At 64.3% G+C, this 21,178-nt stretch carries 23 protein-coding genes; 17 read left to right on the top strand and 6 right to left on the bottom strand.

What is annotated here, in order from left to right; all coding sequences use genetic code 11:
- The first annotated feature begins 74 nt into the window (after positions 1–74).
- The 3 genes from parC (at position 75) to AX703_RS05955 (ending at position 3,515) form a co-directional block, all read left to right on the top strand.
- Positions 75–2,360, top strand: coding sequence for a DNA topoisomerase IV subunit A (gene parC, locus AX703_RS05965; protein WP_039337704.1), 2,286 nt, complete (start codon positions 75–77; stop codon positions 2,358–2,360).
- A gap of 237 nt (positions 2,361–2,597) precedes the next feature.
- The gene (locus tag AX703_RS05960) at positions 2,598–2,966 is read left to right on the top strand and encodes a hypothetical protein (RefSeq protein WP_156451936.1); all 369 of its coding nucleotides are present in this window, start codon (positions 2,598–2,600) and stop codon (positions 2,964–2,966) included.
- 156 nt (positions 2,967–3,122) lie between these two features.
- The gene (locus AX703_RS05955; protein WP_156451935.1) at positions 3,123–3,515 is read left to right on the top strand and encodes a Rap1a/Tai family immunity protein; all 393 of its coding nucleotides are present in this window, start codon (positions 3,123–3,125) and stop codon (positions 3,513–3,515) included.
- Between the two features lie 24 nt (positions 3,516–3,539).
- On the opposite strand, the gene AX703_RS05950 is transcribed toward AX703_RS05955, so the two are convergent.
- Both AX703_RS05950 and AX703_RS05945 read right to left on the bottom strand, forming a co-directional pair.
- The gene (locus tag AX703_RS05950) at positions 3,540–4,382 is read right to left on the bottom strand and encodes a class III extradiol dioxygenase family protein (RefSeq protein ID WP_039337701.1); all 843 of its coding nucleotides are present in this window, start codon (positions 4,380–4,382) and stop codon (positions 3,540–3,542) included.
- Positions 4,382–4,780 carry a protocatechuate 4,5-dioxygenase subunit alpha gene (locus AX703_RS05945; protein ID WP_062343254.1) on the bottom strand — a complete coding sequence of 133 codons (399 nt, stop codon included), beginning with the start codon at positions 4,778–4,780 and terminating at the stop codon, positions 4,382–4,384. The genes AX703_RS05950 and AX703_RS05945 overlap by 1 nt, the downstream gene beginning before the upstream one ends.
- Positions 4,781–4,958: 178 nt before the next feature.
- On the opposite strand from AX703_RS05945, the gene AX703_RS05940 reads away from it, so the two are divergent.
- Both AX703_RS05940 and AX703_RS05935 read left to right on the top strand, forming a co-directional pair.
- A complete protein-coding gene (locus AX703_RS05940; RefSeq protein ID WP_062343253.1) occupies positions 4,959–5,339 on the top strand; it encodes a hypothetical protein in 381 nt (126 codons plus the stop codon).
- Between the two features lie 128 nt (positions 5,340–5,467).
- Positions 5,468–6,436 carry a sensor histidine kinase gene (locus tag AX703_RS05935; RefSeq protein ID WP_062343252.1) on the top strand — a complete coding sequence of 323 codons (969 nt, stop codon included), beginning with the start codon at positions 5,468–5,470 and terminating at the stop codon, positions 6,434–6,436.
- Positions 6,437–6,458: 22 nt separating this feature from the next.
- On the opposite strand, the gene AX703_RS05930 is transcribed toward AX703_RS05935, so the two are convergent.
- Positions 6,459–7,049 (bottom strand): PAS domain-containing protein, encoded by a 591-nt coding sequence (locus AX703_RS05930; protein ID WP_039337698.1) that lies wholly within the window; start codon positions 7,047–7,049, stop codon positions 6,459–6,461.
- Positions 7,050–7,220: 171 nt separating this feature from the next.
- Between AX703_RS05930 and folE the strand changes: the two genes are divergently transcribed.
- From folE to AX703_RS05910, 4 genes are all read left to right on the top strand, one after another.
- Positions 7,221–7,817, top strand: coding sequence for a GTP cyclohydrolase I FolE (gene folE / locus AX703_RS05925; RefSeq protein ID WP_039337745.1), 597 nt, complete (start codon positions 7,221–7,223; stop codon positions 7,815–7,817).
- 16 nt (positions 7,818–7,833) lie between these two features.
- The gene (locus AX703_RS05920; protein ID WP_082734448.1) at positions 7,834–8,808 is read left to right on the top strand and encodes an FAD-dependent oxidoreductase; all 975 of its coding nucleotides are present in this window, start codon (positions 7,834–7,836) and stop codon (positions 8,806–8,808) included.
- Positions 8,809–8,850: 42 nt separating this feature from the next.
- Positions 8,851–9,327 (top strand): PaaI family thioesterase, encoded by a 477-nt coding sequence (locus AX703_RS05915; protein ID WP_062343251.1) that lies wholly within the window; start codon positions 8,851–8,853, stop codon positions 9,325–9,327.
- Positions 9,328–9,506: 179 nt separating this feature from the next.
- Positions 9,507–9,872, top strand: coding sequence for an endonuclease domain-containing protein (locus AX703_RS05910; protein WP_255355033.1), 366 nt, complete (start codon positions 9,507–9,509; stop codon positions 9,870–9,872).
- Positions 9,873–9,938: 66 nt separating this feature from the next.
- Here the strand turns inward: AX703_RS05910 and AX703_RS05905 are convergent, their stop codons facing one another.
- Positions 9,939–10,847, bottom strand: coding sequence for a LysR family transcriptional regulator (locus AX703_RS05905; protein WP_062343249.1), 909 nt, complete (start codon positions 10,845–10,847; stop codon positions 9,939–9,941).
- 175 nt (positions 10,848–11,022) lie between these two features.
- On the opposite strand from AX703_RS05905, the gene AX703_RS05900 reads away from it, so the two are divergent.
- Genes AX703_RS05900 through AX703_RS05880 form a run of 5 tightly spaced genes read left to right on the top strand, consistent with a single transcriptional unit; the run spans position 11,023 to position 16,749 of the window.
- Positions 11,023–11,940 carry an SDR family NAD(P)-dependent oxidoreductase gene (locus AX703_RS05900; protein WP_062343248.1) on the top strand — a complete coding sequence of 306 codons (918 nt, stop codon included), beginning with the start codon at positions 11,023–11,025 and terminating at the stop codon, positions 11,938–11,940.
- Positions 11,941–11,951: 11 nt separating this feature from the next.
- Positions 11,952–13,136, top strand: a complete 1,185-nt coding sequence (locus tag AX703_RS05895) for an acyl-CoA dehydrogenase family protein (RefSeq protein WP_062343247.1) — start codon at positions 11,952–11,954, stop codon at positions 13,134–13,136.
- Between the two features lie 3 nt (positions 13,137–13,139).
- Complete coding sequence (locus AX703_RS05890) at positions 13,140–14,366, top strand: CoA transferase (protein ID WP_062343246.1); 1,227 nt, start codon at positions 13,140–13,142, stop codon at positions 14,364–14,366.
- A 2-nt stretch (positions 14,367–14,368) separates the two neighbouring features.
- Positions 14,369–15,580 (top strand): acetyl-CoA C-acetyltransferase, encoded by a 1,212-nt coding sequence (locus tag AX703_RS05885; RefSeq protein ID WP_062343245.1) that lies wholly within the window; start codon positions 14,369–14,371, stop codon positions 15,578–15,580.
- On the top strand, positions 15,580–16,749 hold the full coding sequence (locus tag AX703_RS05880; RefSeq protein WP_062343244.1) for an acyl-CoA dehydrogenase family protein: 1,170 nt from the start codon (positions 15,580–15,582) through the stop codon (positions 16,747–16,749). Before AX703_RS05885 ends, AX703_RS05880 begins: the two co-directional genes overlap by 1 nt.
- Positions 16,750–16,868: 119 nt before the next feature.
- On the opposite strand, the gene AX703_RS05875 is transcribed toward AX703_RS05880, so the two are convergent.
- The gene (locus AX703_RS05875; protein WP_039337690.1) at positions 16,869–17,495 is read right to left on the bottom strand and encodes a response regulator transcription factor; all 627 of its coding nucleotides are present in this window, start codon (positions 17,493–17,495) and stop codon (positions 16,869–16,871) included.
- Positions 17,492–19,126 carry a sensor histidine kinase gene (locus tag AX703_RS05870; RefSeq protein ID WP_062343243.1) on the bottom strand — a complete coding sequence of 545 codons (1,635 nt, stop codon included), beginning with the start codon at positions 19,124–19,126 and terminating at the stop codon, positions 17,492–17,494. Before AX703_RS05870 ends, AX703_RS05875 begins: the two co-directional genes overlap by 4 nt.
- Positions 19,127–19,372: 246 nt before the next feature.
- Here AX703_RS05870 and AX703_RS05865 point away from each other — a divergent pair, with 246 nt between their 5' ends.
- The 3 genes from AX703_RS05865 (at position 19,373) to AX703_RS05855 (ending at position 20,971) form a co-directional block, all read left to right on the top strand.
- Complete coding sequence (locus AX703_RS05865; protein WP_062343242.1) at positions 19,373–19,948, top strand: helix-turn-helix transcriptional regulator; 576 nt, start codon at positions 19,373–19,375, stop codon at positions 19,946–19,948.
- A gap of 112 nt (positions 19,949–20,060) precedes the next feature.
- Positions 20,061–20,480 (top strand): hypothetical protein, encoded by a 420-nt coding sequence (locus AX703_RS28230; RefSeq protein WP_062343241.1) that lies wholly within the window; start codon positions 20,061–20,063, stop codon positions 20,478–20,480.
- Between the two features lie 44 nt (positions 20,481–20,524).
- A complete protein-coding gene (locus AX703_RS05855; RefSeq protein WP_062343240.1) occupies positions 20,525–20,971 on the top strand; it encodes a hypothetical protein in 447 nt (148 codons plus the stop codon).
- Positions 20,972–21,178 lie beyond the last annotated feature (207 nt).

Here is a 21,178-nt window from a genome sequence, read left to right as displayed (position 1 = left end):
CCCAAGAATTGCCGGGGACTGCGGTTGTTCCGTGACTTCCGCACGGGCGGACGTGTTGCTAAGGCGTTCCAACCATGGCGACAGACACGACCGAGCCCGATCCTTTCGACGCAATCGTCGATGCCCCGTTCGATTCCGCACTGTCGGAGCGCTACCTCGTCTACGCGCTCTCCACGATCACCGCGCGTTCGCTCCCCGATCTGCGCGATGGACTGAAGCCGGTCCACCGCCGCCTGCTCTGGGCGATGCGCCAGCTGAAGCTCAACCCCACCGACGCCTTCAAGAAGTCGGCGCGCGTGGTGGGCGATGTGATCGGCAAGTATCACCCCCATGGCGATGCCTCGGTCTACGATGCCATGGTCCGCCTCGCGCAGGACTGGTCGCTGCGCTATCCGCTGGTCGAGGGGCAGGGCAACTTCGGCAACGTCGATGGCGATAATGCCGCCGCCTACCGCTACACCGAAGCTCGCCTGACGCGCACGGCGATGCAGCTGATGGCCGGGCTTGACGAAGGCACCGTCAATTTCGTCCCCACCTACAACGGTGAGGACGAGGAGCCGGAAATCTTCCCCGGCCTGTTCCCCAATCTGCTCGCCAACGGCTCCAGCGGCATCGCCGTGGGCATGGCGACCAACATCCCCAGCCACAATGTCGCCGAGATCATCGACGCCGCGTTGCTGCTGATCGACAATCCCCACGCCGAACACAGCCAGCTGATGGAAGTTTTCCACGGACCGGACCTGCCGACCGGCGGCGTCATCGTCGATAGTCCCGCCGTCATCTCCCACGCCTATGAAACCGGGCGCGGCGCGATCCGCGTGCGCGGGCGCTTTTCCACGGGCCGTGACGAGGCGGGGAACTGGGAGGAAACCGGCGTCGAGAAATTGGGCGGCGGGCAGTGGCAGCTGGTCGTCTCCGAAATCCCCTACATGGTGCAGAAGAGCAAGCTGATCGAACAGATCGCCCAGCTCATTGCCGACAAGAAACTGCCGATTCTCGAGGACATCCGCGACGAATCCGACGAGCAGATCCGCCTCGTCCTGATCCCGAAGAGCCGCAACGTCGATCCCGAACTGCTCAAGGAATCGCTCTACAAGCTGACCGATCTCGAAAACCGCTTCGGCCTCAACCTCAACGTGCTGGATTCGCACCGCACGCCGGGGGTTCTGGGTCTCAAGCTGGTGCTGCAGGAATGGGTGATCAGCCAGATCGACATCCTGCTGCGCCGCTCGCAGCACCGCCTGGACAAGATCGCGAGCCGCCTGGAACTGCTCGGCGGCTATATCATCGCCTACCTCAACCTCGACCGGATCATCGAGATCATCCGCACCGAGGATGAGCCCAAGCCGGTGATGATGGCCGAGTTCGAACTGACTGACCGCCAGGCCGAAGCCATCCTCAACATGCGCCTGCGCTCGCTCCGCAAGCTCGAGGAAATGGAGCTGCGCAAGGAGCGTGACGAACTGCTGGCCGAGCAGGAGGAGCTGCAGAAGCTGCTCGACAGCCCGGCCCGCCAGCGCACCCGCCTCAAGCGCGACTTGGGCGCCCTGCGCAAGGACTACGCCGAGGACACCCCGCTCGGCCGCCGCCGCACCACCATCGCCGAAGCCGCGCCGACGCGCGAATTCAGCATGGACGCGATGATCGAGAAGGAGCCGGTCACGGTGATCCTCTCCGCCAGGGGCTGGATCAGGGCGGCCAAGGGCCACGTTCCGCTTGATGGCGACTTCAAGTTCAAGGAAGGCGATGGCCCCGCCTTCGCCTTCCACTGCCAGACCACCGACAAGCTGCTCGTCGCGGTCGACAACGGCCGCTTCTACACCGTGGGGGCCGACAAGCTCCCCGGCGCGCGCGGCTTCGGCGAACCGATCCGCACGATGGTCGATATCGACCCGGAAGCGCAGATCGTCAGCGTCACCGTCTACAAGCCCAAGGGACAGCTTCTGCTCGCCGCCAACACCGGCCGGGGCTTCGCCGCCGAGATGGACGAACTGCTCGCCGAAACCCGAAAAGGTCGCGGCGTGGTTTCCACAAAGCCCGGCGTGAAGCTGGCCGTGGTGCGCGAGATTGCGCCCGAACACGATCATGTCGCGGTGATCGGCGAAAACCGCAAGCTGGTGATCTTCGCCCTGTCTGAGGTGCCGCTCCTCGCCAAGGGGCAGGGCGTGACCCTGCAGCGCTACAAGGACGGCGAGATGTCGGACGTGATCACGCTGAAGCTGGAAGACGGCCTGTCATGGACGATGGGCGGCGAATCCGGCCGCACCCGCGTCGAGAAGGACCTCCTGCCATGGAAGGTCGCCCGCGGTGCAGCAGGCCGCCTGCCACCCAACGGCTTCCCGAGGGACAACAAGTTCTGATCCTGACCCTGGGGGTGGTGGAGGGGTTAGGCTGAACTGACGCTTCCGCCATCTGCTGAAGCGAATGGCCCCTGACCTGATCCGGCGCCATGGGTCGTTCTTGTCCAGTGCCTGCAACAGAAGGCGTGATCGCTGGTTCATACCCGGGATCACGGCAGCTTTCGGGGCTGTCGACCTTTGCTCCGAACAGCAGGAATGGGGTGGAAAACGGATTGTTCGTATCTTAAGCCGCTATTGATGCAGATGAATATCAAACGCTACGCAGAGAGGCCACGCTACCGGATTGGATCGGCAACGCTTGTAGCGATCATTTGTGTTGCTTTGGCTTCTGTAAATATCGGCATCCCCGCTTGGCTTGTTTTTCTTGTCGGGGTTTCTGCCGCGATTACCCTTACGCTGATGACTTATCATCGCCTTCGCAATGCGAACCTATCCACTGCATGGTTGCTTTTGATGATCCTCCAGTTCGGCATCGGGCCAACGTGGCGTCTTTCGGATCATATAACTTTCAACATCGGCGGATTAATGATCAGCTTAGTGCCGGTGATACTCGGATGGGTCGTGCCCCGAATGGGGGATCATGGGATTGAGCCAGAGTCTGGTTAGGCGTCGCATCCGGAAAGTCCGCTTTTCACTCGGGCGTGCAAGTAGCAGCCAATCCGCCACCGCTATCGCCGATGGTCGCGCCACCGGGGCAAGAGCGAGGATCAAAACCGCCTGGCGCGGGTTGTGGATGGTCGATTGCCCGGAGTTGCCCTGATCGTGTTGCGCTGTTTTCCCGCTCTTGCCGTGTTGACCCTGCTTGCCACACCTGCGCGGGCCGAGTGGATGAGCGGCGCGCAGCTGAACGAGGCGTGCTCGGCCAAGGCGCCGGTCGACAGGGCCATGTGCCTGTCCTACGTGATCGGCGTGCTCGACGGGTTTCGCAGTATGGAGCGCCCGCCCAAGGTGCCGGACGACGTGAGTGCGGGGCAGGTGCGCGATGTGGTGGCAACCTATCTCGCCAGCCATGACGAAGCGCAGACCCTGCAGGGCCGCATGGTGGTGAAGGCGGCGATCGCCGATGCCTGGCCGGATATCCAGCCAAAGGTCGCGCCTCCGCCGAAGCGCAAGGCTCCGGCGAAGACGACGCGCAAGACCCGCCGCAGGAGCTAGGCTCCCGACCTTGGGCTCCTGGCTTTAAGCCGGTTCCAGCAGCAGGCTCGCGGCGGCGGTATTGCTGATCGGGATGTGGTAGTTGCGGCTGACTTCGCTCATCCCCTGTTCGCCCATGGCGCCGCGTGCAGCGATCCAGTTGAGGATCTCGACACCTTGGGTGCCGGCAAGCTCCGCCACTTCCTCGGCAGTGTGGCCGGTCAGTGCTTCCGGGTTGCTCGCCAGGTTATCCAGACAGAACAGGTCGTAGTCCGGGTTCATGAAGCCGGCGCGCGGACCGTCGAGCTGGTGCGACAGGCCCCCTGTGCCGCAGATCAGCACGCGCTCGTCCCCGCCCCACGATTGCAGGGCGCGGTGGACCGCACGGCCCAGCGCCAGACACCGCTTCGGGCTGGGCAACGGATACTGCACGGTGTTGATCGATATCGGCACAAGCTTGATCGGCCATGTCTCGACACCGGGATAGGCCAGTTCGAACGGGATCGACACAGCGTGGTCGACCAGCATCTTCTGGCAGGTGGTGATGTCGAACTCGTCGCGCACCAAGCTGTCGATCAGGTGCCACGAAAGCGCCGGGTGGCCCTCGAAGCTCTTGTAGACCGGCAGGCCCCAGCCTTCGTCGGCGTTGTCGTACGAAGGCGCTGCGCCAACCGCGAAGGTCGGCATCTTGTCGAGGAAGAAGTTCAGGCCATGATCGTTGGAGAAGACCACGGCGACGTCTGGCTTCGCTTGCGCCAGCCATTCGCGGATCGGTGGGAAGCCCTGGAAGAACGGCTTCCAGTAGGGCGTGTCCTGATCGCCGCGCATGATCGCGCCGCCAATGCCGGGGACGTGGCTGGTGAAATAGCCGCCGATGACCTGTGCCATCATGCATTCTCCTTGGTGGGGATCTTGGCTGCCCATTCGACGAGCATGGCCTTGAACTGGTCGACGGACATGCCGGTCTGGAGGGCGCCGAGGTCCTGCACGCCAAGGCCGAAGATGCCGGCAAGCTTGGCAAGGTAATAGACGTTGCCGCCGGCCTCGAGCATGGCCAGCACGTTGCGCTCGGCAACGGCCTTGCGCTGCTGCGGCGTCAGGTTGAAGCGGGCGCAATAGGCTTCCTCATCGGCAAGGAAGGCATCGCGGTTGGCTTTCTCGTTGAACGAAAAGCACATGGCATTGAGTTCATAGCCGCGCGAGGCCGGGGCGCCGTCGAACAGCGGGATGGCGCGGCGCAAGGCCTGTTCGCGGGCAGCGGCGGACGGGGTCTGATGGTGTTCCATGCATCTGGTCTCCCAAGCGATCTTGTCGCCGAATCGAACAGGCCTTCGATGCGGCGCCTGCCAAGATCATATGCAACACATACAATCTCGGCCTTGATGCAGGTCAAAGTACGTTGCGGACTGGATAAGTAACGTAACGGAGTAGGATCAAATTGGGTTAACGCGTAGAATCAAAGCCATGCCTCTTTCCAACGCCGAACGCCAACGCCGCTACCGCCAACGCCTTAAGGCTCGCGCCTCGGGCGCGCTGGTGGTCGAGCAGGTGCAGATGGCGGTGGAGCGCGCGATCCATGCGCTCTGGGCCTACCACGAACGGCCCTCTCCCAGCGGCATCGCGTGGAGCGAGATCGACGGTTGCCACTCGCTGGAAGCCTATCGTTCCGAACTGGAGCGTTCGCCTGCCAATCTGCTGCAGACCTGCCGGGCGTTCCTGCCGGACTTCTCGGGCCTGACCGTGGCGGAAGCCGCAGCGGTGGCCGAAGTCATCGCGCTGGCGGACGTGCTGCGGCTGGCAACGCCGCTCAAGGTGGACTTCGAGGCGCTCGCGACTGTTGGTTAACGCTCCCGAACTGGCGGCAAAATCAGCAATTTCCTTGGACTTGGCACGCGCCGGAGATTACCGAGGTCCATAGCGGACCAATCCGTGGCACATGCCGGTCGCAGGCAATTTGGGGGTGGAGCGTGGCAGTGGGCGAGACACGTCAGGCACGAATCGTGCGGGCGCTGGTTGGCCATGTGCGGTCGCCTGCGGAATCGCTGGCGTGGATTGCGGTGCTGCTTGTCGTGCCCACGATATTGCGCGCCTCGCTCGACATGGGCGCGCTCGGGCGGCCGTTCGTGACCTATTGGCCTGCCTTGCTGATTGCATCGCTCGCACTCGAGCTGCGCTACGCCCTGACCTACCTGGTTGTTGCTTCCCTGCTGGCACAGCGGCTTTTCGGGGGCGAACCCTGGTTCTCGCAGATGAGCGTCGTGCGCAGCCTGCTCTTCATGCTGTTCGTGTTCTCGGGCGGGCTGACGGTCCTGATCGGCAGCATCCTGCGCGGGGCTATGCGGCGGATCGCGGTCGTCAATGCCGAGCAGGAGCGCTACAATCGCGAGCTGCGCCACCGCGTGCGCAACATGCTGACGCTGATCCAGGCGCTCGCCTCGCGCGGGCCCAAGGCGGCATCGGCGATGGATTTCTACAAGGAGTTCAGCCTGCGGATCGAAGGGCTTGCCGCTGCGAGCGATCTCTTGCAGATCGGCGCAGAGGCGGAAGGACGGCTGCCGCAACTCGTGCGCGACACGGTCGCCCCGTTCGAACACGACGACCGCATCCGCATGACGGGAGAACCGTGCGTGCTGCCGGCTGGAAGCTGCATTCCGCTGATCATGGCTTTGCACGAGTTGTGCACCAATGCGGTAAAGTACGGCGCACTGTCGGGCGGGCGGGGCCATGTGGAGCTGAGCTGGTTCATCGGCCCGTCGGGTTCGACGCTCTATATCTTGTGTGCGGAGAAAGGCGGCCCGCGCGTTACCAGCCCCGCGCGCCCGGGCATAGGCTCGCCGCTGCTGGTGCCGCAGCCGGGGATCGAAGGACTGGAGTTGAACTTCGATCCGGCTGGCGTGTGGTGCGAAATGCGCATCGAGGGCGTGCGGCCGCTAGAGCGCTGAGCTCCTGGACCGCTGACGGGCGTCAGAACCCGGCTTCGATCGCCACGCGGATGGCATCGGCGCTGGTCTTCACGTCCAGCCCCTTGAGCACGGCGGAGCGGTGCATCTTCACGGTGCGTTCGCTAAGGCCCAGTTCGTAGGCGATCTGCTTGTTGAGCTTTCCGGCCGCCATGAGCACGAGGATTTCCTTCTGGCGACGGCTGAGGCGTTCGACGCGTTCAGCAGCGCCATTGCGGCGCACGTCGTTGGCTGCGCCTTGTTCTTCGGGCAGTTCGACCTGGGAGCCAAGGAAGTATTCAACTTCGCCTTCGGCATCGAAGATCGGCGCGACCATCACCGCGTTGCGGAAGCGGGTGCCGTCCTTCTTGTAGTTGATAATTTCGACCATCACCGGTTGCTTGCGGTGAATGCCTTCACGCAGGACCCTCGCCTTGTCGTCCTCCGTCGTGGGCCCGCGGAGGAAGCGGCAGTTGCGGCCGATAATCTCCTCTCGCGGGTATCCGGTCAGTTCGACGAACGCGTCATTGCAGGCAATGATCGGGTTGTCCGGCAAACGCGGATTGCTGATGACGGCGGCCGTCGGGCTGGAGGCGATCATCTCGGCTATGGACATGCGGACAGATATACGCGCCTTTCCGCGCATTTCCAGCCCGTGCCCTTTGGTCCGTGTTGTTCCTGACAGGGCCGGGGCGCATCCGGACTTCATTCCGCAACCTTTTTTCGTGCCGGATCGGAGCCTTTGCCGATGAACGTCCTGTCACCCTCCCTCGCCGCCTCATCGGGCATGGCTGACGTGATCGGCGAGGACGGGAAGATCGTCGTTCCCGCCGAGGTCGAGGAGGCGATCCGCACGCTGATCCGCTGGTCGGGCGACGAACCCGAGCGCGAGGGCCTGCTCGATACGCCCAAGCGTGTGGCACGGGCCTGGCGCGAATATTGCCGCGGCTATGCCGAGGACCCGGGCCTGCACCTTTCGCGCACGTTCGAGGAAGTGGGCGGCTACGACGAAGTCGTGCTCCTGCGCGACATCCCGTTCCAGAGCCATTGCGAACATCACATGGCGCCGATCATCGGCACCGCCTCGATCGCCTACCTGCCCAAGGACCGCGTGGTCGGCATTTCCAAGCTGGCGCGCGTGCTTCACGGCTATGCCAGCCGGTTGCAGGTGCAGGAGCGGCTGACGGCGGAAGTCGCCAAGTGCATCTGGGACAATCTCCAGCCGCAAGGGGTCGCGGTGGTGATCGAGGCGCAGCACGGCTGCATGACTGGACGGGGGGTCAGGACGCATGGCGTGGGGATGGTGACGAGCCGGATGCTCGGTTGCTTCCTCGACGATGCCAGCAGCCGCAAGGAAGTCCTGGCGTTGATGGGACGTGGTTGAGCCCGCGAAAACACCGATGAAGATGCATGTTGCCATTGTTGGCGCAGGAATGTCCGGTCTTTCCTGCGCTTCCCAGCTCGTTCGCTCGGGCCACACCGTAGCGCTTTACGACAAGGGGCGCGGCCCCGGCGGGCGCATGTCGACGCGCCGCATGACCACGCCGCTGGGCGATGCCCATTTCGACCATGGCGCGCAGTACTTCACGGTGCGCGATCCCGCGTTCATGGCGCAAGTCGCGCGCTGGTCGGCGAGCGGCGTTGCTGCGCCCTGGCCTGCCGCCGGAACCGGCGCGTGGGTCGGCGTGCCGACGATGAACGCCGTCATCAAGGACATGGCCGACCAGCACGACGTGACGTTCGGCTGGCACGTGCGCGGCCTTGTCCGCCGCGAGGATCGCTGGTTCCTGACCGGCGAGACCGCTGCGGGAGAGCGGCTGCAGGCCGGGCCGTTCGACGCCGTTGTCGTATCCCTCCCGCCCGAGCAGGCATCCGCCATCGTGGCCCTGCACGATCTTTCGCTGGCGGCAACCGCGCTGGCTGCCCGGTCGCAACCGTGCTGGACCGGCATGTTTGCCTTTGCCGAGCGGCTGCCGAGCCGACAGGACACGGTACGCGAGGCGGGCCTGATAAGCTGGGCCGCGCGCAATGGTGCCAAGCCGGGGCGCAAAGGCCCGGAAACATGGGTGGTGCAGGCCAGCCCCCACTGGTCGACCCAGCACATCGAGGACACGGTGGAGCAGGTCACGGCTGCCCTGCTTGCCGCCTTAAGCGAGGCGCTGGAGGAAACCCTTCCGGAACCGGTCACGGCCTCGGCCCATCGCTGGCGCTATGCGATGTCGACCGGCAGCAACCTTGGCGCGCTGTGGAGCGCACAGTCGAAAATCGGCGTATGCGGTGACTGGCTGCTGGGTCCGCGCGTTGAGAATGCGTGGATATCGGGAAGGACGCTGGCAACCCGCATGATGGCCCGCGAACGTGAGGAAGTGGCCTGACCCTATCGACAGCCCTTCAAACGTCCGCTTAAGAAGGCGGCCATGAGCACGTCAGAGACTTCGCCGATCAGGGGCAATTTCGAACAGGTCAAGGACGGTCCCTGGGCCGGCTGGTGGAAATGGTCGGGCAAGGACCCGTTCGAGGACGGCACCGGTCCGTTCTTCGTGAAGCGCGACGAGCGCGGCATCGTCACCGGGTTCGTTCCCGAAGCCAAGAACCTCAATGGCCATGGCATCGTCCATGGCGGATCGCTGATGACCTTCGCCGACTTCTCGCTGTTCATGGTCGCTGCCTCGAACGGCGACGAAGTGAGTGGCGTGACCGTGACGATGAACTGCGAATTCGCCAGCGGCGCACAGGCGGGCGAGATGCTGACCGCGCGCGGAGAATGCGTGCGCGCAGGGGGCAGCCTGGTCTTTGCCCGCGGCACGATCCTGCGCAACGGCGCGGATGGACAGGAGGAAGCCGTGCTGAGCTTTTCCGGCACGATCAAGCGGGCGCGACGCACCTCGCACTAGGGGTGGTGGCTGGATGTCTGGCAACGAGTAGCGGCATCCGGATGATGGCTATGATTTGCCAATGACCGTCCTGCAGAATTGGTAGCAAACCCGCTTTCCCTTCCCCCTTGATGGGGGAAGGATACGAAGGCTTGGCAGCTTGCTGCCTAGGCGGAGTTGGATGGGGGTGAAATTCGCACGTGAAGAAGCCTCCACCTCCTCTGGCAATTCAGCGCGCACGAAAGATGCGGCGTGAACCCACCGAAGCCGAAGCGGTGATGTGGCGCCTGCTCAAGGAGCAATTCGGCTGTTGGCGTTTTCGCCGACAGGTCCCGCTCGCTCACGCAATCTGTGATTTCGCAAGCCACCAAGCACGTTTGGTAATCGAGATCGATGGTGGTCAGCACGGTGGAAAAGACGATGCGCGTCGCGATGCAATGATCGCAAGAGAGGGATACCGGGTCCTGCGGTTCTGGAACAACGAGGTATTGGGCAACCGCGGGGGAGTTGCGCTTGTCATTGCCCGCGAACTCGGCGCAATTTCACCCCCATCCAACCTCCGCTAGCGGGCAAGCCCGCAAGCTACGGTATCCTTCCCCCATCAAGGGGGAAGGTTTGCGGCGCAATTTCGCTCAAGCTGCCTCTGCGGCAACCTCGCGCATCTGCTGGCGCAGCCAGCTGAGCCCGGCGTCGTCGGCGCGCGATTCATGGAATTGCATCATTTCGTGCATCTTGGGAAACGCGAACGGCATTGGCGCCCAGGCCAGATTGAAGCGGCGGGCGATCTGGCGGACGAGGCGCTCGTGCAGAACCGCAAGGCGCGCGGTGCCCTCGATGAACCACGGCGCCGAGGCAAAGCTGGACACGGTAACTTCTACCAGCCGTTCGCGCCCCATGCGCGATAGCGTGGAATCGGCAAAGGCTGGAGTGCGCGTGGCCCCGAAGGCGACGGTGACGTGACCTGCGGCGTAGAAGTCTTCCTCGGTAAGCCCCCGCTTGAGCACCGGATTTTCTGCCCAGCCGACCACGACCTGTTCTTCCTCGAACAGGATTTCATGCGGATGCCAGGCAGCAAGGAACGGCTCGGGCGTGACGAGGAGGTCGGCCTTGCCCGATTCCAGTTCGGACACGGCCTGTTCGGTCGGCTGGATAATCTCCACGCGCACGCCCGGCGCCGTTACGGCAAAGCGCTCGATCAGGGGGACCAGCACGGCAACCATGATGTAGTCCGAACTGACGATGCGAAAGCGGCGGGTCGAGGTCGTCGGATCGAACGCGGTGGGCGTGGTGATCGCACGCTCGACCCCGCGCAGGGCGAGCTGAATCTGCGGGTGGAGCCCCTCGGCGAACGGCGTGGGGTGCATGCGCTTGCCTACGGCGACGACGATCTCGTCATGGAAGTAGTCGCGTAACCGGCGCAGGGCCGCGCTTGTCGCAGGCTGGGTCAGGCCGATCCGCTCTGCCGCGCGGGTCACGCTGCGCGTTTCCATCAGCGCGTCGAACACGACGAGCAGGTTGAGATCGAGGCCCTTGAAGCGCATCGGAAGCCACCCTTGATTCAATCACAAGGTGATTGGTTGAGCTTCCAAACCACAATTCTTGGTGATTGTGAAGTCCTCTCCCAAAGGCGCTGCCGAAGGTGGTGGTGGCAGCGCTTGAAATGGTTTAATCGGTCGCTTAACAAGAGTGTCAACAAGACACCGTTGGGAGATTCGGATGGCCGGCGTGCTGGATGGAAAGGTCGTTGCCGTGACTGGCGCCGGGCGCGGGATCGGGCGCGAGATCGCGCTGCTCTGCGCCCGTGAAGGTGCTGCGGTGGTGGTCAACGATCCAGGCGTGGCGCAAGGCGGGGATGGTGGAGATGCAGGCCCCGCGCAGACCACGGTCAACGATATCGTGGCAGCGGGAGGCAAGGCTCACGCCAATCTTGCCAGCGTGGCCGATCCGGTGGGTGCGGCAAGCATCGTCGAGGATGCGGTGCAGCGGTTCGGGCGGATCGATGCGGTGGTGAACAACGCCGGCATCCTGCGCGACACGATCTGGCACAAGATGTCCTACGAGGACTGGACCAGCGTCATCGACGTGAACCTCACGGGCGCGTTCAATGTCTCGAAGGCGGCGACACCCTACTTCCGCGAACAGTCCTCGGGCAGCTTCATCCACTTCACCTCCACCTCGGGCCTGATCGGCAACGTGGGACAGGCCAACTATTCGGCGGCGAAGCTGGGGCTGGTGGCGATGTCGCAGTCGATCGCGCTCGACATGGCGCGCTGGGGCGTACGGTCGAACTGCATCGCGCCGTTTGCGTGGAGCCGCATGACCGCGTCGATCCCGGCAGAGACGCCCGAGCAGAAGCTGCGGGTGGAGCGGATGCAGACGATGAGCGCCGACAAGATCGCGCCGCTGGTGGCCTACCTCGCTTCGGACCTTTCCAAGGACGTTACCAACCAGATCTTCTCGGTGCGCAAGAACGAGATCCTGCTGTTCAGCAAGCCGCGGCCGGTACGCTCGATGGTCAAGCTGGAGGGCTGGACGCCCACGGCGATTGCCGAGGAGCTGATCCCCGCATTCCGCCCGAGTTTTGCGCGTGCCGACGAGGTTTCGGCGCACGTCTTTCCCTATGATCCCGTCTGAGGAACCCTGACATGGCCAACGTCAACCCCGGCATGGACCCGGAAATCTTCGAACAGTTCCTCGAACAGCTGCGACGCTATGTGCGCGAGCGGCTGATCCCCGCCGAGGACGACGTGATTGCCAATGACCGCATTCCCGACGATATCCTCGACGAAATGCGCGAGATGGGCCTGTTCGGCATCACCATCCCCGAGGAATTCGGCGGCGCGGGCATGAACATCAGCCAATACATCACCACGGTGATGCACATGGCCTATGCCTCGCCGGCCTACCGTTCCACCGTGTCGATCAACATCGGCATGACCGGCAGCGCGATCAAGAACCATGGCACGCCTGAACAGAAGGCCGAATGGCTGCCGCGTATCGCCAGTGGCGAGATTGCCTGCTTCGGCCTGACCGAGCCAGGATCGGGATCGGACAGCGCGGCGATGCAGACCACCGCCGTGCGCGACGGCAACGGCTACCGGCTCAACGGCACCAAGCGCTACATCACCAACAGCCCAAGCGCCAGGATCGGCCTGATCATGGCGCGTACGTCGAAGGAAGCGCTGCCCAAGAACGCGCACGTCTCGGCCTTCATCGTCGATATGAGCACACCCGGCATCACCGTGGGCAAGCCCGACAAGAAGATGGGGCAATCGGGCGCGCACATTGCCGATGTCATCATGGAGGACGTCCACATTCCGGGCTCGGCACTGGTCGGTGGCGAGGAAGGGCGCGGCTTCCAGATCGCGATGCAGAGCCTTGATAACGGACGCCTTTCGGTGGCCGGCATGGGGGTGGGCATGGGGCGCCGCGCGCTTGATACCGCGATCCGCTACGCCAACGAACGCAAGGCCTTTGGCGAACCCATCGCCAATTTCCAGCTGATCCAGGCGATGCTGGCCGACAGCGAAGCGGACCTCTACGCCGCCGAATGCATGGTCGCCGATGCCTGCGCCCGCGCCGACCGCGGCGAGAACATCCAGCGCAAGGCGGCAGCGGCAAAGCTGTTTTCGTCCGAGGCCTGCGGGCGCGTGGTCGACCGCTGCGTGCAGGTGTTCGGCGGTGCCGGCTACCTTGCCGAATATCCGGCGGAGCGCTTCTTCCGCGATGCGCGCATCCTGCGCATCTACGAAGGCACCAGCCAGATCATGCAGTTGCAGATTGCCAAGCACCTGTTGCGTGAGTTCGCCAGCGAAGGGACCGTCTGGTAAGTCATGTACCAGCTGCTCTCCGGGCTTTCGATCGTCGAGGTCTCGTCCTTCGTCGCCTCGCCGACGGCGGGCCTCTATTGCGCGCAGATGGGGGCAGAGGTCATCCGCATCGACGATCGGCGCGGCGGCCTGGACTACAAGCGCTACATGATGACGCGCGAGGGGCGCTCGTTGTCGTGGGAGAACCTCAACCGCGCGAAGAAGAGCGTGGCGCTCGACCTGCAGACCGGTGAAGGGCGCGAACTGGCGGTGGAGCTGGCGCGCAAGACGGGGCAGGTCATCACCAACCTGCCGGTGGAAAGCTTCATGGCGCATGAGCGGATTGCGGGAGGGCGGCCCGATCTCGTCTCGGTGCGTATCATGGGCTGGCATGACGGGCGGCAGGCAATGGACTTCACTGTCAACGCCGCCTTGGGCTATCCTCTGATGACCGGGCCCGAGGAGTGGGACGCAGGCACCGCGCCGCCGGTCAACCAGATACTGCCGGCCTGGGACTTCATCACCGGGGCCTATTGCGCCTTTGCGCTGCTGGCGGGATTGCGCCATCGCGATGCCACCGGCGAAGGCTGCGAACTGCGCGTGCCGCTCGGCGACGTCGCCATCGGTACGGCCTTCAATGCAGGGGCGGCAGCGGAAATGCTCTATCGCGGAGGCGACCGCGAACGCATCGGCAATGCCATTTGGGGCGCGTTCGGGCGCGATTTCCGCAGTGGCGATGGCCATCGCTTCATGGTCGCCGCGCTGACGCCCAAGCAGTGGAAGGCGACGGTCGAGGCGTTCGGGCTGACCGATGATGTGGCCGCGGTTGAAGCGGAACTGGGAGTGAGTTTTGCCGCCAGCGATCATCACCGCTTCGTCCACCGCCACCGCCTGTTCTCGATGTTCCAGGAAGCGGCGGAGCAGTTCAGCTACGCCGATCTGGCCGCGCGGCTGACCAGGGCCGGGGCTACGTTCGAGCGCTATCGCACAATGCACGAGATGGCGCGCGATCCGGACCTCGTCACCAACAATCCGCTGTTCGGCCCATCGCCCGCCAACCCGAGCGGCTTCGAATATCCCGCCCCGCGCAGCTTCGCCAACATCCCAGGCCGCGAGGCGGGAGATCCGTTGCCCGCGCCCTATCTTGGCCAGCACAGCGAGGAGGTCCTCAGCCAGCGGCTGGGCATGTCCTCGGGCGAGATCGCCGCACTGATCGACAAGGGCGTGGTCGCCACTTCAGACAAGGAATGACCATGACCCTTCGTAGAGCCGCCATCGTCGCCCCGATCCGCACTGCCGTCGGCAAGTTTGGTGGCAGCCTTTCCTCGCTCACCGCCGGGCAGCTTGGCGCGACGATCCTCACCGCGCTGATGGAGCGGACGAAGATCGATCCCGCCCGGGTGGACGACGTGATCTTCGCGCAAGGCTATGGCAATGGCGAGGCGCCGTGCATCTCGCACTGGTCCTGGCTGCTGGCCGGGCTGCCCGAGGAAGTGCCAGGCTATCAGCTCGACCGGCGCTGCGGTTCCGGCCTGCAGGCCATCGTCAATGCCGCGATGATGGTGCAGACGGGCGTGTCCGATGTCGTGGTGGCGGGCGGCGTGGAATCGATGTCCAACGTCGAGCACTACACCACCGATGTGCGCAAGGGCGTGCGCGCAGGCTCGCTGACGCTGCATGACCGCCTGACGCGGGGGCGGGTGATGAGCCAGCCGATCGAGCGCTATGGCGTGATCTCGGGCATGATCGAGACGGCGGAGAATCTTGCAAAGGACTTCGGCATCAGCCGCGAGGCCTGCGATGCCTATGCCGTGCGCAGCCACCAGCGCGCCGCAGCCGCCTGGGCCAAGGGCCTGTTCGATGATGAATTGGTGCCGGTGACCATCCCGCAGAAGAAGGGCGACCCGGTGACCTTCGCACACGATGAGGGCTATCGCGCCGACGCGACGATGGAATCGCTCGGCAAGCTCAAGCCGCTTGAAAAGGGTGTGGTCACCGCAGGCAATGCCAGCCAGCAGAACGATGCAGCGGCGGCGTGTCTGGTCGTGGCCGAGGACAAGCTGGAAGAGCTTGGGCTGGAGCCGATCGCCTGGTTCCATTCGTGGGCGGCGGCGGGCTGCGATCCCTCGCGCATGGGCTATGGCCCGGTCCCCGCAACCGAGCGGCTGTTTGCCCGCAATGGCCTGTCGTGGGCCGACATCGACCTGATCGAGCTGAACGAGGCCTTCGCGCCGCAAGTCCTCGCCTGCCTCAAGGGCTGGGGCTGGTCCGACGATGACAGCCGCCATGACATGCTCAACGTCAATGGCTCGGGCATCAGCCTCGGCCACCCCATAGGCGCGACCGGCGGCCGCATCCTCGCCAACCTCACGCGCGAACTGCAACGGCGCGGCGGGCGCTATGGGCTTGAGACGATGTGCATCGGCGGCGGGCAAGGCATAGCAGCCGTATTCGAGGCCGCCTGATGATCCTCTCGCCTTATGACTCCGAGGACCACGGCGAAATCCGCGAGGGCGTGCGCAAGCTCTGTGCGCAATTTCCGGGCGAATACTGGCGCAAGCTGGACGAGAAGCGCCAGTACCCTACAGAATTCGTCAACGCGCTGACGCAAGCGGGCTGGCTTTCGGTGCTGATCCCCGATGAGTACGGCGGCTCGGGCCTTGGCCTTGGCGCGGCGGCGGCGATCCTCGAGACAATCCAGGCCGAGGGCGGCAATGGCGGGGCGTGCCACGCGCAGATGTATATCATGGGCACGATCCTGCGCCACGGCTCGGAAGAGCAGAAGTGCCAGTACCTGCCCAAGATCGCCAGCGGCGAGTTGCGCCTGCAGGCCTTTGGCGTGACCGAACCGACGAGCGGGACCGACACCACCAGCTTGCGCACCTTCGCCCGTCGCGAGGGCGACGAATACGTCGTCAACGGCCAGAAGATCTGGACCAGCCGGGCCGAGCATTCCGACCTGATGCTGTTGCTGGCGCGGACCACCCCGCGCGAGGACGTAACGAAGAAGACCGACGGCCTGTCGGTGTTCATCGTCGACATGCGCGAAGTGGTGGGCAGATCGCTGACCATCCGCCCGATCCGCACGATGATGAACCATGCGACCACTGAGGTGTTCTTCGACAACATGCGCATCCCTGCGGCGAACCTGCTGGGCGAGGAGGGCAAGGGCTTCCGCTACATCCTCTCCGGCATGAACGCCGAGCGGGTGCTGATTGCCGCGGAATGCGTTGGCGATGCCAAGTGGTTCACGCAGCGGTCGGTGGAGTACGCCAAGGAGCGGCAGGTGTTCGGGCGGGCGATCGGGGCGAACCAGGGCGTCGCCTTCCCCGTCGCCAAGGCTTACGCGAACATGCGCGCGGCCGAACTGATGGTGCGCGAGGCGGCACGGATGTACGAAGCGGGCCTGCCGATGGGGGCAGAGGCCAACATGGCCAAGATGCTCGCCGCCGATGCCTCATGGGAAGCGGGCAACGCCTGCGTCCAGACCCACGGCGGCTTCGGCTTTGCCGAGGAATACGACGTGGAGCGCAAGCTGCGCGAAACGCGCCTCTATCAAGTTGCGCCGATCAGCACGAACCTGATCCTGTCGTTCCTGGCCGAACACGTGCTCGGGCTGCCAAGGAGTTATTGAGAGGGCAAGAGAAGCCCGTCAGGACGATACCGTTGCGGGTCGTTCAAACTCGCCTCCAACCTCCCTGCCGTCACCCCGGGCTCGACCCGGGGTCCCGCTTTTCAGGCTCGAACGACCGATCAGTTGTCCTGTTCGTTCACCGCCAGCAGCGCTAGTTCGGTGCGGTTATCGATGCCCAGCTTCTGGTACATCGTGTGCAAATAGACTTTCACCGTGCCTTCGCCGATGCCCAGTTCCGCTCCGATGTCGCGGTTGCGCAGGCCACGTGCCACCAGCCCGGCGATCTTGCGCTCGCGCGGGTTGAGCTTGGCCAGCGGCCCCTGCGCATCGGGGCGCAGCGAAAGATCGATGGCCCGCTGCAGGAAGATCGGCTCGATGGCCTTCTGGCCGCCGTGAACCTTTTCCAGCACGTCGACCAGGCCGTCCTCCGCCCCGTCTTTCGAGACGATGCCCTCTACCCCTGCACGCATCACCGAAATCAGCTGGCGATCATTGATCTCGGCGGTCAGCAGCACGACAGGGCGCTTGTCGCCACGATCGCGCAAGACTTCCAGCGTCTGCACGCCGTTCATGCCGGGCATGTTGATATCAAGCAGGACAATGGCCGGATCGTGGGTCTTGATCGCGTCCAGCGTTTCCTCGCCACTTGCGGTGGCCGCTACTACCGAGAACCGGGTGCCGCGCAACACCGCTTCCACGCCTGCGCGGATGAAGCCGTGGTCATCGGCCACTAGGACTGGAATCATGCAAGTTCTCCGGATCGTAAGGCAATTTCGAGACGAGCGCCGCCTCTGCTGGAATCAAGCCTGAAGCTCCCCCCCAGCGCTTCGACACGTTCCGAAATCGAGCGTGGCCGCGCGGCATTGCCGAGGGTGGGGAATCCGACACCATCATCGGTGATGCTCAGGCGCAGTTCGCCGACATCTTCGGTCAGGGTGACAAGCACCTTGCTGCACTTGCCGTGACGGGCCGCGTTGGCAATCGCTTCGCGCACCAGTTGGCGGATTTCGTGGGAAAGCTGCACGGACACCGGCTCGGGCGCACCTGTCAGCACAAGCTCGGTCGAGATGTGCCAGTGCGCACCTGCCTCAGCCAGAAGATCGCGCAGCTCCTCGGCAATATCGGTCCGGCGGTCGCTGTCCTGTCCCCGCCTCAGTCGTTCGATCAGCAGGCGCAGCTGCCCCTGTTCGCGGCGCAATGCGTTCTTGATCGAATCGATCTCGCCTTCCGGGTCATTGCCTTCGCGGATCCAGCGTCGCAGCGCTTCGAGACGGAACAGCGTGCCCGCCAGGAACTGGGCGACACTATCGTGCAGGTCGCGCGCGACCGCGTGCCTGATGCCGGTTTCGGCTGCTGTTCGGGCAAGCAGGGCCATTTCTTCCCGGTCCAGCGCCTGTCCGACCTCCCGGGCGATGGCAGACATCAGGCCGATATCGTCAAAACTGAGGGCGTGGGCATTCCACACAACGAGATGGCCGGACCCCATCACGCTGCGCACCGAAGCGATCATCCCGGTCTCGACACCGAGGTAGGTCGCAAGCCGCGAATCCAGCTGCTCGGCGCGGACTTCGATCGCGTCGTCGACAGGGGTTTCGATCAGTTGCCTGCTTCGCTTCATGTCTATGAGCATCGTCGGCAGGGGGGCAAGGAGCTCCTCCGCGAATGTTTCAGGCGAAAGGCGCTGTCTGTCCGGAACCCCATCGTCCATGCGGCGCAGATCGATCCACGGTTCCTCGCTGCTGGCGAAGGCGAAGGCGACGTTGCGCGCTCCGAAGGACTGGACCAGCAGATTGAGCGCTCCATCGAACACGAGGTCGCGCCGTTTGCCCGGAATCCCCGTCGGCTCTGGCAACACTGCCAGGCGCCCGGTCGAGCGTGACATGCTCAACCAGATCAGCATCGAGGCAAGCAGGATCATGTAGATCGTGCGCCGTACGAAGCGGTAGGGATCGATGTCGACGCCCCAGGAGTACAGGATCATTCCGAACAGCAGGTTCGTGAACAGCAAAACGATGGCGGTGACGACCGTGGCGCGCCAGTTCCAACGGACCATGGCGACAACAAGCAGGAACGCGGCCAGTGCGAGGAACGGGCTCTGGAACTCGGTGTAGCGGCTTTCGGTGAAATAGACTGCCGCGATGAAGATTGCGATGTCGATGGCCTGCGCGGCTGGAGCAAGCCGAAAATCGAACCACCAGCTTCGCCACGCGAGGACCATAAGCGCTGCCGTCCACAGCGTGTATGCCGAAAGCAGGCTGTAGCCCAAGGCGCTGTCCCGCACCGGTACGGTCGGATCAAGCACCAGGGCGAGCAGAAACGCAAGCGCAAGGATGGCCCGCCCGGTCGCAACGACTCGCCCCGTGTTCCGCCTGCGCATTTCCTACCCGTCCTGTCCTGATTCGGACTCCCCGCATCATTTTTGCACGCCATACGCGCCGTGAACAGCGATTTGGACACGCCGGGTTTGCGCCGCCCCAAGTTAAGCGCGTTTTAACTGGCTGATCACCTTCATGGTGCGATGAATGAAAGAATATTTGGCAAATCCGGGGCGTTCGTGCAGAATTGACAGTACCGGATGTTTACCTTTTTCGAAGGCCGGGAATAGTCGGGATTCATCACTGCAATGATTGTGACGGGCGAACTTTGCGACAATCCGCTGGTCGAGCTGACGGCAAAGCAGAGAGAGGTTCTCGATCTGTTGATTCAGCATATGACATCGAAGGAGATCTCGCGTCAGCTCGGGATTTCGCCTCATACCGTCGATCAACGCATCATGCTGGCCCGGGCCAAGCTTGGCGTGGCCACCCGGGGTGAGGTCGCGCAAGCCTATCGCCGATTGGTGGAGACATACGAACAACCCGTATATGAAGATTCCCATATACGTTTTCCGCCGCTTCCGGTCGAAACCAGCTCTCGGGATGACACGGATGTCGGACCGTCAGGAGCAGAGGCCAGGCTTCCGGTGCAAGATGCACCAGGGATCGAGGGTCGGGCGGATGCTCCGGTCGAACGCAGGCGCCAGGCGCCGGCCGAGGCTGACGGGATGGTCTATCATCATGTCCTCCCGGAGATGTTCGACGGGCCGAACGGCACCCTTCTGCGGCTAGGGTATATTGGCGGCATAACGGTGTTCCTGATCCTGATCGTGCTGGGCGGGCTGAGCATGTTCATGCAACTGTCCGCCATGCTCGATCGGTAGGGCAAGGTCCTTCACCGGCCATCTCCTTCCATGAACCGGATTTCCGGCGCGGGGGCGTCGGCGTCCACATGAAGGGGTCCGTCCCGACAATGGGGCGGGACAGGGTGTGAAGATGAAAGCTACTGACAACACGATCGCGATGACCTTCGGGCAAACCAAGGGCGGGCAAGCCAAGGCGCGCGCCGCCGTTGCCGGCAATGCCACCGCCGTTCATGGCCTGCGCATCAGCCGCGATCTCCACGATGCCGAGGCCGCGCTCGACGAAGCGCTGATCCGCCAGGCGAACCTGCTCGCCACCATGGTCCGCGCCCGGCGTGAAACCCCGGTCGGCCCGTTCACCGGCCAGGAAGCGCTGCTCCGCCTCGCCGCCAGCCAGAAGGCGGTGCTCGATGCCAGCGGCGAACTCGCCCGCGTTCATGGCAAGCTGGCCGACGTCGGCCGCGAAATGGGCTCTGGCCTGGTCGACGACTGCCCGCCCACGGGCTCGCTCGGCGATGCCGCCCACCCGGTCGCGCTGGTCGATGCGGCCTGAGCCTCGGGCGCTGATGAATCGGGCAGCAGGCAGGGGTTGAAGCAATGCTCGTGATCTGGGCCGCTCGCATCGCCTTTGTCGGCATCCTCGTCTTTGCCTTGCGCAAGGGCGGGGAGCCGGAGCGCATGGTCGCGGCCATCCTTATCGCGACCATCCTGCTCGATCTCGCCAACCATGCCCTGTTCGGCAGTCCCGCCTTCTTCGCGATCGACCCGGGGCACCTGGTCATCGACAGCTGGGCCCTGGCCGCGCTGCTGTGGGTAGCCTTGCGCGCCAACCGCGCCTGGCCGCTCTGGGCCTGTTCGGGGCAGGTGATCCTGATCCTCGCCCACCTCGCCAAGATGATCGACCTCTCGCTCGTCCGCTACGGCTACTTCGCGATGAGCCAGCTGCCCATCGCCATCCAGAGCGCCGCGCTTCTCCTCGGCACCACCGCCCATCTCCAGCGAACCGACCGCATCGGCCGCTACCACGCCTGGCGCCTCACCTGACGCCCTAGGCACCCCGGCCCGCCGCCGGACACCGCAAGACATCGCCGCCTTACCATCCATCCCATTTCACGGGAGCCACAGACATGACCGTACGTTCCATGCGCAGTGCGCCCCCCCGGCGCGATTCCGTCGGCCGCCGGGCCAGCCTCACCATCGTCGGCGCCCCGTCCGCTCCGGCCGCGCCCGCCTTCGCCGCGCCCGCCGCCC

The sequence above is a fragment of the Novosphingobium sp. CCH12-A3 genome (genome assembly GCF_001556015.1).
GTDB lineage: Bacteria > Pseudomonadota > Alphaproteobacteria > Sphingomonadales > Sphingomonadaceae > Novosphingobium > Novosphingobium subterraneum.
This window is presented reverse-complemented; position numbering and strand designations above follow the sequence as displayed.